11 protein-coding genes are annotated in these 11,985 nt (G+C 72.8%); 6 read left to right on the top strand and 5 right to left on the bottom strand.

Going from position 1 to position 11,985, the window contains the following annotated elements:
- Positions 1 to 16: 16 nt before the first annotated feature.
- Complete coding sequence (locus ACLQ2X_RS19385; protein WP_425682457.1) at positions 17 to 2,101, top strand: AIPR family protein; 2,085 nt, start codon at positions 17 to 19, stop codon at positions 2,099 to 2,101.
- A 36-nt stretch (positions 2,102 to 2,137) separates the two neighbouring features.
- On the opposite strand, the gene ACLQ2X_RS19390 is transcribed toward ACLQ2X_RS19385, so the two are convergent.
- On the bottom strand, positions 2,138 to 2,377 hold the full coding sequence (locus ACLQ2X_RS19390; protein WP_425682528.1) for a hypothetical protein: 240 nt from the start codon (positions 2,375 to 2,377) through the stop codon (positions 2,138 to 2,140).
- Positions 2,378 to 2,403: 26 nt separating this feature from the next.
- Positions 2,404 to 2,751: a hypothetical protein gene (locus ACLQ2X_RS19395; protein ID WP_425682458.1), complete on the bottom strand. Its 348-nt coding sequence runs from the start codon at positions 2,749 to 2,751 to the stop codon at positions 2,404 to 2,406.
- 182 nt (positions 2,752 to 2,933) lie between these two features.
- On the opposite strand from ACLQ2X_RS19395, the gene ACLQ2X_RS19400 reads away from it, so the two are divergent.
- Together ACLQ2X_RS19400 and ACLQ2X_RS19405 are read left to right on the top strand one after the other, a co-directional pair.
- Positions 2,934 to 3,701: a DUF5753 domain-containing protein gene (locus ACLQ2X_RS19400; protein WP_425682459.1), complete on the top strand. Its 768-nt coding sequence runs from the start codon at positions 2,934 to 2,936 to the stop codon at positions 3,699 to 3,701.
- Positions 3,698 to 3,898 carry a DUF397 domain-containing protein gene (locus tag ACLQ2X_RS19405; RefSeq protein WP_425682460.1) on the top strand — a complete coding sequence of 67 codons (201 nt, stop codon included), beginning with the start codon at positions 3,698 to 3,700 and terminating at the stop codon, positions 3,896 to 3,898. Before ACLQ2X_RS19400 ends, ACLQ2X_RS19405 begins: the two co-directional genes overlap by 4 nt.
- A gap of 54 nt (positions 3,899 to 3,952) precedes the next feature.
- Here ACLQ2X_RS19405 and ACLQ2X_RS19410 read toward each other — a convergent pair whose 3' ends face one another.
- Entirely contained in the window at positions 3,953 to 5,365 is a 1,413-nt protein-coding gene (locus ACLQ2X_RS19410) for an alkaline phosphatase PhoX (protein ID WP_425682461.1), read from the bottom strand.
- A 188-nt stretch (positions 5,366 to 5,553) separates the two neighbouring features.
- Here ACLQ2X_RS19410 and ACLQ2X_RS19415 point away from each other — a divergent pair, with 188 nt between their 5' ends.
- The 3 genes from ACLQ2X_RS19415 (at position 5,554) to ACLQ2X_RS19425 (ending at position 9,125) form a co-directional block, all read left to right on the top strand.
- A complete protein-coding gene (locus ACLQ2X_RS19415; RefSeq protein ID WP_425682462.1) occupies positions 5,554 to 8,103 on the top strand; it encodes an FtsK/SpoIIIE domain-containing protein in 2,550 nt (849 codons plus the stop codon).
- Positions 8,100 to 8,789 (top strand): hypothetical protein, encoded by a 690-nt coding sequence (locus ACLQ2X_RS19420; protein WP_425682463.1) that lies wholly within the window; start codon positions 8,100 to 8,102, stop codon positions 8,787 to 8,789. Before ACLQ2X_RS19415 ends, ACLQ2X_RS19420 begins: the two co-directional genes overlap by 4 nt.
- Before the next feature lie 72 nt (positions 8,790 to 8,861).
- Positions 8,862 to 9,125 (top strand): DUF6244 family protein, encoded by a 264-nt coding sequence (locus ACLQ2X_RS19425; RefSeq protein ID WP_013287536.1) that lies wholly within the window; start codon positions 8,862 to 8,864, stop codon positions 9,123 to 9,125.
- Positions 9,126 to 9,180: 55 nt separating this feature from the next.
- On the opposite strand, the gene ACLQ2X_RS19430 is transcribed toward ACLQ2X_RS19425, so the two are convergent.
- Together ACLQ2X_RS19430 and ACLQ2X_RS19435 are read right to left on the bottom strand one after the other, a co-directional pair.
- Positions 9,181 to 10,788: a GMC family oxidoreductase gene (locus tag ACLQ2X_RS19430; RefSeq protein WP_425682464.1), complete on the bottom strand. Its 1,608-nt coding sequence runs from the start codon at positions 10,786 to 10,788 to the stop codon at positions 9,181 to 9,183.
- 111 nt (positions 10,789 to 10,899) lie between these two features.
- Positions 10,900 to 11,766, bottom strand: a complete 867-nt coding sequence (locus ACLQ2X_RS19435) for an aldo/keto reductase (protein ID WP_425682465.1) — start codon at positions 11,764 to 11,766, stop codon at positions 10,900 to 10,902.
- Positions 11,767 to 11,985 lie beyond the last annotated feature (219 nt).

Raw genomic sequence — 11,985 nt, forward strand, 5'->3', positions numbered from 1 at the left:
GCTAGGACGATTGCAGATGAACCCGCTTCAGGTGCGGCATGTGCGCGAAGCGCTCGTGCGCCAGTTCGAGGAACACATCGACCTCAGCGACGTGGATGCGAAGGCTCCTGCAAGGCACCGAGAGCAGGCGTTCCTATCGCGGGCTCTGGCGGCGATGGCGGTGCAGCACCTCGCCGGCATCGGACCGGCTGAGGCGGCGACGGCAGTCATCGACGGATTCGATGACTGGGGGATCGACGCGGTCGCGGTCAGTGAAGATCTGCCACACGTATGGCTGGTCCAAGCAAAGTGGAGCGACACGGGCAACGCCTCCCTCGATCAGGCCAGCGCGCTCAAGTTCAAGCAGGGCTTCGATCTTCTGTTGAGGGAGGAGTACGCCCGCTTCAACAAGCGATTCCAGGCGCTTGCGGACACGGTGGACCGCGCCTTCGGTGAGGGTGACATCAAGATCACACTTGTTGTGGCGTTGCTCGGTCGTCCGGTGCTCGCAGATGCGGTGGGTTTCGTCCTTGACCAAGCGCGTCAGGAAACGGAGCCGATGACCGACGTGAAGATCCTCGGTCTGAAGGACTTCCACGACCTGGTGCGGGCTGGCGTCGGTGAGGCGAAGATCGATCTCACTGCCCGATTGGATGGCTGCGCCTCGATTCCCGAACCGTTCAAGGCGTACTACGGCACGATGTACGCCGGCGAGGTGGCCGGCTGGTACGACGAGCACGGGGACCGTCTGTTCGCCAAGAACATCCGCACCTCGCTGGGCCTGACGACAGTCAACCGTGGCATCACCGAGACCCTGACCAGGCGCCCCGATCACTTCTGGTACTTCAACAACGGGATCACAGTGCTCTGCGACAGTGTGCGACGTACGGCGAAATTCGCCAACGCGGCCGGTGGGCCGGGTGACTTTGTGCTGACAGGCGCAACCGTGGTCAACGGTGCCCAGACCGTGGCGGCCGTGCATGCCGGGGTGAGGCAGGCTCCCGATGTCGCAGGCGTCGGTCGGGTATGGGTGCGGTTGATCTCGCTGGAGGACTGTCCCGAAGGCTTCGCGACAGAGGTGACGCAGGCGACGAACACGCAGAATCAGGTTCAGGCCCGGGACTACGCGGCGCTCGATGAGCGGCAGGCGAGGCTTCGTGACGACTTTGCGCTCTCGCTGCACAAGACCTACGTATACAAGCGGGGCGATGTGGACCCGTCGTCGGACGCGGGTTGTTCGATAGTGGAAGCGGCCACGGCGCTGTCCTGCGCGCATCGGAACCCTGAGCTGGCAATGCGCGCCAAGCAGAACCAGGAACTCCTGTGGGAGTTCGGCGCGCACGGCAGTTACCACCAGTTGTTCGGTGCGCAGCCGAGCGCCTATCGCGTCTGGCGGTCCGTGCTCGTTCTCCGGGCTGCGCTGGCTCACCTGAAAGTGGGCGAGAACCTGAGGGAGGGAAGAGCCGCGCAGGTGGCAGAGCATGGCGATCTGCTCATCGTGCACCTCGTCATGCAGATGATCGGCAGCGAGCCGATGGATGAGCAGCATCAGGACTGGGACCGGGTGATCCGCCAGGTGCCGGCGCTCACGGACGCTGCGCTCGACTGGCTCATCCACCACTTTGACGCGGAGTATCCGACCAACTCAGCCCTTGTGACGTTCAAGCACCCGCAGAAGTGCCGTCAGCTCGTCAGCCTGACTCTGGAATCGATCCGTAGCGGTCGATCACGCCCGGACCTCCCTGCCGAATATCGGCCCGCTCCCAAGGAGACCGAGCGCAAGGCAGCGGCTGTAGTCGTGATCGTGAATTCGGGCCGGGTTCCCGACGGCTCGCCAGTCGAGTTCCGACCGGTCACGGGGGCAGAACGCAAAGCGCTTCTGCCGTGGATCGCCGAGGACCCGCGGCGAGGGCAGGCCACGTGGGTCAACGACCGGCGGCACCCGTTGCTCTGGGCGGCGGACCGCAAGCAGTACTCGCCCACAGGACTGACCATGCAGATGTTGAAAGCGGCACCCGGTGAGCCTCCACGAGCTGTGCAGGGCACGACACGCTGGTTCATCCCAAGCCTCGGCTCACTTGCGGGCATTGCTGACGAGATCCGTTCCACGGAATCCGAGTAGCGCAAACTCGATCCCAGAGGCGTAGCGCATGTGTCGTCAAGGAGGCGGGGGTAAGCGCGACGGCGCCCAACCGACGAAGCGGGCATACAGCGCTTGCGGGCTCGGCGCCTCGTGCGGGTTAAGGCGATGCAGTTCCTTGGCGGCGTCGTAGAGCTGCCCGCACAGGTAGACCGACAGGGAGATGTGGTCATGCGCGTAGGTGGCGAGCAGTGCGAGCCGGGCCTGTGCGCATGGCCATGGATTGGCACAGCGCTTGCAGATCCAGAGCGGACGCATCGGCAGATGCGGACGGGTGCCGGTGTTCACGCCGGCACCCGTGGCCGGGTGGCGCCATGGGCACGGCGGGCGACGGCCGCGCCTCGTCCGGCACTCGCATCCAGCCAGTTCAGCCCGGCGATCTGCACGAACAGCTCTCGCTTGGCGACTGCGTCGCCCTTGGCGTTCAGCTCGTACGCCTCGATCCACGCCCAGCCGTCGTAGGGGTGACGATCCTCGATCTCTCGAATCACGCGAATGGTGATCGGACGACAGAACTGCACGCTTGCCGCGTGGTCTAGACGGAGGAGTGTGCCTGCCTTGATCGGGCGGGCACCCGGCAGCACGGCCAGTGGCGTGCTGTTACGAGCCGCACTGAGCCTCTTGTCGTGCACGGACTTCACCCCGTTCGATAAAGGACCACGTCGGAATTCATGAGGCGGCCGGCGCCACGGCACGGTTGAGCATCCGGGGAGTGGCTGCACCACCCTGCATCACCTTGCCGACGGCAACGGGATCAATACACAGCGTTGTCGTATGGTGTCGAGTTGTCCGAGACGTCCATGAGGGAGGAAGGATGAACCACGCACTCCACGTGGCGATGGCTGAAGCCGGTGAAACGGCCGAGAGCCTCGCAGCTCAGACCGGCGTGGACCCGAAGACGGCGGCCCGTTGGATCTCCCCGGGACGTATCCCACAGCCTCGGCGGCGTGCGCAGGTGGCGGCGCTCCTCGGCCGGGACATCGGGGACCTTTGGCCCGATGTCCTCAAGCGCCGTGAGCCGCCGTGGCTGCGTGAGTGGGTCGACTGGGAACGGGACGCCGTCTCGATCCGCTGGTTCGAGCACACATGGGTGCCCGGACTACTGCAGACCGAGGCATACGCACGGGCGACGCTTGCCGGCGAGGCGCTGACCGCAGCGGAGATCGACGAGCTGGTTGCTTCCCGGCTCGAACGACAGGCGATCCTCCGTCGGGACCGGCCGCCCCTGGTCGTCGCGGTCATCTTCGAGGGGGTGCTCCACCAGTCGGCCTACGGCGACCGTGGGCTGATGCGAGAGCAGGTCGAGCACCTGGCCGACTGCGCAACTCTGCCCGGCGTCCAGATACATATCGTGCCGAGGGGCATCGGCATGTATCCAGGCCTGGGTGGCGGCTTCATCCTCGCCGAGTTGCCCACCGGCGAGCATGTCGCGCACGTCGACAGCCAGGCGTCCGCGCAGCTCCTTAATGAGGCTGCGGCCGTTGCTACCCTCAGCCGTAGGTGGGAGCGCATCAGGGGCGACTCACTCTCCCGAACCCAGTCACTAGACCTGATCAGGGAAGCGGCAGGATCATGGACATGACCGGTGCGCGCTGGCGTAAGAGCACGAAGAGCGGCAACAACGGCGGCTCTTGTGTGGAGGTCGCCGACAACCTCGCGGGCGTCGTTCTGGTCCGGGACACCAAGGACCGGGCGGGCGGCATTCTCGCCTTCGAGCCGAGCGCCTGGCAGGGCTTCGTCGACCTGGCCAAGAAGATCGGCGTACGCGAAGAGCACTGACGGCGAATACGACGGCCGGCGGCTCCCGTCCGGGAACCGCCGGCCGGCGCCGTCTCAGCGGTGCCCGTTGCCCGGCCGCCCCCACGGCCCCGTGATCGCGAACACGTACCCCGGCGACTGGATGTTGGCGAACAGCGTCCTCCCGTCCGCGCTGAACGTCGGCCCGGTGAACTCGCTGTCGTTCAGCTCGTTGCGCGCCAACGGGTACGCCCGGCCCTGCTCGGTGACGCCGACCAGGTGCGACACGCCCGCGCCGTCCTCGGCCAGGATCACCCCGCCGTACGGCGAGACGGTGATGTTGTCCGGCCCGTCGTAGTTGCCGTGGTCGGCCTCCGGGTCGGTGTTCACCCCGAAGATGGTCTTCAGCGTCACGGTCTGCCGGCGCGGGTCGTAGCACCACACCTGGCCGTCGTGCTCGTGGGCGCTGCCGTCGTCGTGCCTGGCGAAACTGGCCACGAAGTACGCGCCGCCGTCGCCCCACCAGGCGCCCTCCAGCTTGCGGCTGCGGGTCACCTCGGCGTCGGTGAACTGCTTGCGCACCGACACGGTCCGGGCGTCCCGGTCGGGCACCTCCACCCACTCGACCCGGTAGCGGGTGCCCGGGGTGGCGGCCTCGGACAGGTCGGCCACGTGGCCGTCGTCGCGCACGCAGCGCATCGCGGCGAGACTGCCGGCGGTGCCGCCGTCGGGCCGCTGGGCGAGCGCCCGCAGCGCGCCCTTGCCGGCCCGGAAGCCGGACGGCGGCGTCCACCTGAAGAACAGGCCGTTCGGGCCGCCGGCGTCCTCGGTCAGGTAGATCGAGTGGGTGTACGGGTCGACGGCCACCGCCTCGTGGGAGTAGCGGCCGAGGAACGTCAGCGGCACCGGGTCGAGGTTGGCCGCCCGGTCGTGCGGGTCGACCTCGAAGACGTACCCGTGGTCCTTCAGGTAGCGCCCGCCGGCCCGCTGCTCGGTCTCCTCGCAGGTCAGCCAGGTGCCCCACGGGGTGATGCCGCCGGCGCAGTTGTTGTGCGTGCCGGCCACGCTGACGTACTCGCGCAGCCGCCGGCCGTGCCGGTCCACCTCGATGGTGGTGGTGCCGCCGCGGGCGCCCGGGTCGTAGACGAGCCCGGCCAACGCCGGCACCGGGTACGGCTCGTCGCCGCCGATCTCGTGGTTGTTCACCAGCACCGAGCCGCGCGGAGAGCGGAAGCAGCCGGTGCCGTCCGCGTCGCTCGGGGTGGGCTGGCCGGATTCCAGCAGCGTCACGCCGGCCTGGGCGAGCACCGTGTACGAGAACCCCGGTGGCAGGGCCAGCAGCCCGGCCGGGTCCGGCACCAGTTCGCCGTAGCCGGCGGCCGGGCGGCACGCGGGCCGGGCCGCGGCCGGTCCGGCGATGGCGTCCAGGCTGCCGGCCACCACGATGCCGAGCCCGCCGGCCGCGCCGCCCCGCAACAGGGACCGCCGGGAAAGAGGTGAGGAGGTCACGTCGTCGCCTTCCTGTTCGCTCGATCTGCTCCCGGCCAGCCAAGGCCGGCCGGTGGAACGGCGGCGGCGGTGCCGGCCGCCGGCGGGTGAACAGTGGACGAATCCCGGGGGCCGAGCGTTCCGTGCCGGCGTGCCCGGCGTCCGTTAGGGTTCCCTCGATCGAGGACGGTGTCGTCGGAGGGCGGACGGTGGGCAGACTCGCGGCGGCGTACCAGCAGGCGGTCGATCGGCATCGGCGGGCGACGCGCCACTGGGAGGCGGCCCGGCGGCTGCTCGGCGCGGCCGGCCCGGCACCGGTGGGCAGCCCCGAACTGGTCGCCCGGCTGGCCCGCCTCGGCGGTGAGCTGGCTGCCGCGGTGCCCGGCACGGCCCGCGTCGCCACCCACCCCGTCCCGGTACGCCTCGGTGCGGCCACCACGGTCGACGGCGCGTTCCCGGTGCTGGTGCCGGTGGGGGCCGGCGCCCACCTGGCGATCGACTCGGATGCCCGCGACCCGCGGGTCGGCGAGCTGCTGCGGGCCGTGGTGGTGCGGCTGCTGACCGCCGCCCCGGCCGGCGCGGTCCGGGTGGCCGGCATCGACCAGGCCGCCTTCGGTGCGGCCTTCCTGCCGCTGCGCCCGCTGTACGACGCCGGGGTGCTCGCCGCCACGGCCACCAGCGAGGCGGAGACGGCCGCCCTGCTGGAGGCCGCGGAGCGGCATGCGCGGACCGCCCAGCGGGCCGCCCCGGAGGACCGGGAGCTGCTGGTGGTGGTGGCCGCGTCGGCGCCGCCGCCGCGGGAGCTGGCCCGGCTGGCGGCGCTCACCCACGCCGGGCCGGACGCGGCGGTGTGTGTGCTGCTGGCGGGCCACCCGCCGGCCGGTCCGACCGCCGCCCCGCCGCTGGGCGCGACCACCCAGCTTCGGGTGACCGAGCGGTACACCCTCGTCGGTGACCCGCCGGGCCGGCCGTTCAGCACCGACGGCAGCGGACTCGCCGCGCCCGTGGTGCTCGACGGCGATCCGTCGCACGTCACGGTGACGGCGCTGGCCCACCGGTTCGCCGAGGCCGCCGACCAGGACCGGCTCACCTTCACCGACGTGCTCCCGGCGCAGCGGTGGACCGAGTCCGCCGGCGCCGGCCTGCGTACGGTGCTGGGCCGGGCGGTACGGCGACTCCAGCTCGAGGCCACGCCCGGGTCCGGGGCGGCCGGGCGGATGCTGACCGTCGGCTTCGACGACGCCACCCCGCACTGGCTGGTCGGTGGCCGCACCGGCGCCGGCAAGACGGTGCTGCTGCTCGACGTGCTCTACGGGCTGGCCGCCCGTTACTCCCCGGCCGAGTTGCGGCTGATGCTGCTCGACTTCAAGGAGGGGGTCAGCTTCACCGAGTTCGTGCCCACCGACCGGGACCCGTCCTGGCTGCCGCACGCCCGCGCGGTCGGCATCGAGTCCGACCGGGAGTACGGGGTGGCGGTGCTGCGGGAGTTGCGCGCCGAGCTGGGGCGCCGCGCCGACCTGCTCAAACGGCAGGGGGTCAGCCGGCTTGTCGACGTGCCGCCCAATGCCCGGCCACCCCGGATCGTCACCGTGATCGACGAGTTCCACGTGCTGTTCGCCGGCAACGACGCGTTGGCCCGGCAGGCGGTGGACCTGATCGAGGAGCTGGCCCGCAAGGGCCGCTCGTACGGGCTGCACCTGGTGCTGGCCAGCCAGAGCATCACCGGCATCGAGGCGCTGTACGGCCGGGCCGAGGCGATCTTCGGCCAGTTCCCGCTGCGCATCGCCCTGCCCGGCGGCGACGGCGTGCTGGACCCGCGCAACGAGGCGGCCCGCGGCCTGACCGTCGGTTCGGCCGTGGTGAACACCGCTGCCGGTGCGCCCGGCGCCGACGTCGAGGTGCGGTTCCCCGACGCGCACGCCGCGGCGGCGCAGGTCGCGGCGCTGCGCCACGAGCTGCACGCGGCCCGCCCGGACGGGTCCGGCCCGCCGGCGGTCTTCCGTGGGCACGAGACGCCCCGGCTCGTCGACGATCCCGCCTGGGCCGCGTTGGCGCCCGGCGCGGACCCGCCGCACGCCCTGGTGGGCCGTGTGGTCGACGTCGCCGGCAGCCCGGCCGGGTTCGCCCTCGACACCAGTCCGGGCCGGCACCTGGCCGTGGTGGGCACCGACGCCCTCGGCGCCCAGGTGCTCCGCTCGGCCACCCTCGCCCTGGCCCGGCAGCACACGCCCGGGTCGGCCCGGTTCCTGTTCGCCCCGCTGGCGCCGGGGACCAGCGCCACCGCCGACGACCTGGCCATGACGCTCGCCGCCGCCGGGCATCCGGTGCGCCGGCTCGACGCGGACACGCTGCGCGCGCAGCTCGCCGACACCGACGGTGCCGGCCCGCAGCGCACCTACCTGGTGGTGTTCGGGATGGACGCCGCCGCGAGCACACTCGCCGTCGCCGACCCGACCACGTTCCGCTCCGGGTACGACGACCTGCGGGCGGTGCTGCGGCACGGGCCGACGCGCGGCGTGCACGTGCTCGGCTGGTGGCGTGGGCTGCGGCGGCTCGCCGACGACCTGGGTGGCAGTGGGCACCGCGACGACGTGACCGGCCTGGTGGCGTTGAACGTGCCCGCCGCCGACCTGGGCCTGCACCTCGGGGTGCACGATCTCGCGTACACCCCCCGTGCGGGGCGCGCGTTGCTCGTCGACAGGCACGAGCACCGCACCGCGCTGATCGTGCCGTTCGTCGCCGGGGGCGACGAGCGGTGAGCGGGTTCGACGAGTACGCGGAGCTGCTCCGGGAGTTGTCCACCCGGCAGCGCGGCGGGGAGCGGGCGATCGCGGCCGAGGCGGAACGCCGTCGCGGGTTGCAGGCGTCGGTGGACGCGGTCGGGCAGCGGCTCGCCGCGCAGGGGCAGCGGCTGGACCGGTTCGGGCAGGCGATCGGCGCGCCGATGGGGGCGGTGCCGGCCGACGGCTCGTCCGGCCCGGTCAACGGCTCGGCCGGCCCTGCCGACGGCCCGTCCGGGGCGGGGGACCCGGCGGGGGAGTTGGCGGCGGCGGGGCGGCTCGCCGAGGAGGCTGACGGGTACGCGCGGCAGGCGGAGGCGTTGGCGCGTACGCCGGTGCTGTTGCCGACGTGGTCGGCGCCGGCCCGGGCGGTGGCGGTGTACGGCGGGTGCGCGCTCGTCGGTTCGCTGCTGATGCTCGTCGCGCTGGTCGGCTCGCCGCTGCCGGTGGCCGGGATGGACCTGGTGGCGGCGTTGTCCTGCGCGGGCGTGCCGCTGCTGTCCTTCGTGGCCGGTCAGCTCGTGCTGGCCCGGTGGGGCCGGCCGGCGCTGGAGGGCGAGGGTGCGCCGGCCGGGCGGTACGTGCCGCTCGGCTTCGTGCTCTGCGCGTTGGTGTCCCCGTCGCTGTTCTGCCTCTACCTGGTGCTGTTCCGCCTGCTGCGGTGACGTGTCGGTGCCCGGGCACGGCGGTAGGCTGGCCGGTGTCCGGCGCGGGCCGGGCGACCCGGGGGAGGGCGTGTGAGCGCGGCGGAGATCATCGCCAGGCTGGCGGCGGCGGCACAGAAGCTGGACGAGGCGAAGGCGCGCACGGCGGCCGCCGCGCAGGACGCCGCCGAGGCGCGGGCGCTGGTGGCCGGGGCGCTGGAGGGGGCGACGGCGGGCCCGCTGATCGGCGTCATCGACTCCTACCGGCAGGCGTTGGCGCAGGCGGCGCAGGGCGGGGAGCCGGCGCGCCAGCACGTGCAGGAGACCATCGCGAAGGTGCAGGCACTGGGCAACTGAGCCGCCCGGACGGGGCCGGTGGCCCGGCCCCCGTCGGGGGCCGTCCGGCCTTGCCTCACCCGTCGTCGCCGGGTCCGTCCGCGCGGCCGCGGATGACGTCGGCGGCCCGCCAGGCCAGTGCGGTCACCGGGGCGCTGGTCCAGCCCGCCACCATCACCGGCAGCACCGACGCGTCGACCACGCGCAGGCCGTCGACGCCGCGTACCCGCAGTTCGGGGTCGACCACGTGGTCGTCGTCCACGCCCATGGCGCAGGTGCCGATCGCGTGGTAGCCGCAGTAGCCGCGGGCCACCGCCGCCTCGACGATCTCCGCCTCGGTCCGGGTGGCCGGCCCGGGCACCGTCTCCGCCTCGACCCGCTCGGCGATCGGTCCGGTGGCGAAGAACTCCCGCATCCGGCGGAACAGGTCCACCGCGACCCGCCGGTCGTGCGCGGTGGTGAGGTAGTTCGCCACGATGGCCGGCGGTGTGCGCGGGTCGGCGTCGGTGATGGCGAGGCTGCCCTCGCTGTCCGGCCGGGTGACCGTGCCCAGGCACATGACGCCCGGCTCCCGTTCCAGTTCCAGGGCCCTGCCGGGGCGGGGTGGGGCGGCGGAGAACGGCGCCATCAGCAGGTGCGCGTCGGGGCGGTCCAGGTCCGGCCGGGACTTGATGTGCGCCGCCAGGTCGAGCACCGGCAGGGCCAGCGGGCCGCCGCGGGTGAGCAGCCAGCGCAGCGTCGCCCGGGCCTGTCCGAGCCCACCGCCGAGGCGGGCGTTGTGGCCGCCCGGCCCGGCGAGGCGGTGCTGCAACACGATCGACCGGTGCTCGCGCAGGCCGGCGCCGACGCGGGGCCGGTCGAGGAGCACCGGCACGCCGGCGGCGCGCAGCGTGTCGGCGGGGCCGATGCCGGAGACCTGGAGCAGGTGCGGGGTGGCCAGCGCGCCTGCGGCGAGGAGCACCTCGCCGGCGGCCAGGCGGTCGACCTCCTGGCCGCGGTGCGCGACACGTACCCCGACGGCCCGGCCGCCCTCGACGAGCACCCGCAGCACCACGGCGTCGACCTCGACGGTCAGGTTGGGGCGCCGCCGCACCGGGTGCAGGAACGCGTCGGCGGCGCTGACCCGCCGTCCGCCGTGGATGGTCGCGGTGGGGTAGCCGATCCGCTCGTCGTCGTCGGCGTCCAGGTCGTCGACCCGACGCCAGCCCATTTCGACGCCGGTGTGCACCATCTCCTCGGCGAGCGGGTCGGTGTCGGTGGTGACGGACAGTCGCAGCGGGCCGCCGACGCCCCGGTGCGGCGCGGGGCCGAGCGGGTGGTCCTCCAGTTGCTGGAACGCCTGCCGGATCGCCGGCCAGCCCCAGCCCAGCGGCGCCAGCGGCGCCCAGTCGCGGGCGGCGCCGCGGCTCCAGATCATGCCGTTGACCGACGTGGAGCCGCCGATCATCCGGCCGCGTTGCCAGGTCTCCCGGGTGTGCGGGCCGGTCGCGGCGGGGTAGTGCCAGGCGGTACGGGTGTCGTCCATCAGCTGGGAGAACGCCTTGGGTACCCGGACGAACGGGCTGCGGTCCCACCCGCCGGCCTCCAGCAGCAGCACCCGGGTGCCCGGGTCCTCGGTGAGCCGGTTGGCCAGCACGCAGCCGGCCGCGCCGGCGCCCACGATCACATAGTCGTATTCGTCCATTCCGGACCCCTACTCTGCCCGTTCGTGAGAATCCTTCCGACAGTAGTTGTCGGATCACCCCGGGCAAAGGGCGGCCGCCGCCCGGCCGGGCGGACGGCGGCCGGCGCGCGGTCAGGCCGCCTTGGCCAGCGCCTCGAACTCGTCGTCGGACAACTCCACCTCGGCCGCCGCGACGTTCTCCTCCAGGTGCGCCACCGACGAGGTACCCGGGATCGGGAGCATCACCGGCGACCGGCGCAACAGCCAGGCCAGGGCGAGCTGCGCGGGGCTGGCCCCGTGCCCGGCGGCGATCTCGTCCAGCGGCCCACCGGGGCGGGCCAGGTTGCCGGTGGCGATCGGGAACCAGGGGATGAACGCCAGGTCGGTGCGCTCGCAGTGCGTCAACACGTCTTCGGCGCTGCGGTCGGCCAGGTTGTAGAGGTTCTGCACGGACACGATCGGGACGATCTCCCGGGCCTGCTCGATCTCCGCCACGCTGACCTGGGAGAGACCGATGTGGCCGATCTTGCCCTCCTGCCGCAGCAACGCCAGCTCACCGAGCTGGTCGGCCAGCGGCACCTGGGGATCGATCCGGTGCAGCTGGAACAGCGGGATGCGCTCCAGGCCCAGGTGACGCAGGCTCAGCTCGCACTGCTGGCGCAGGTACTCCGGACGGCCCACCGGCCGCCAGTCGTCCGGCCCCGAGCGGGTCAGGCCGGCCTTGGTCGCGATGACCAGGTCCTCCGGGTACGGGTGCAGGGCCTCGCGGATCAGCAGCTCGCTGACGAACGGCCCGTACGAGTCGGCGGTGTCGACGAACGTGACGCCCAGCTCGTACGCGCGCCGCAGCACCCGCACCGCCTCGGCCGGGTCCTTCGGGTCGCCCCACACGCCGGGGCCGGTGAGCTGCATCGCGCCGTAGCCGAGGCGGTCGACCCGCAGGTCACCGCCGATGCGGTAACTGCCCGACGCCTTGGCGGGCTGGGTGTTCGTGGTCATCGTGGTCCTCCTGTACGGCCGGGTCGGCGGGCGGTCCCGCCCCGACCTGTGGACATTCCCCGAACCGCCGCGCCGAAGCGCGCCGGCCCGGTGGGTCGCGGCACACCGCGCCGCCCCGGTCTCCGCCCGGTACTCCGGGCGTGGTTCCGGCCGGCTGCCCGCCGCGGCCGGACCGGGACGAACCGGGCGGCGCGTCGGCATCCGGGCCGCCGCGGCGGG

This window comes from Micromonospora sp. DT31 (genome assembly GCF_049841795.1).
In the GTDB taxonomy this organism is placed as follows: Bacteria; Actinomycetota; Actinomycetes; order Mycobacteriales; family Micromonosporaceae; genus Micromonospora.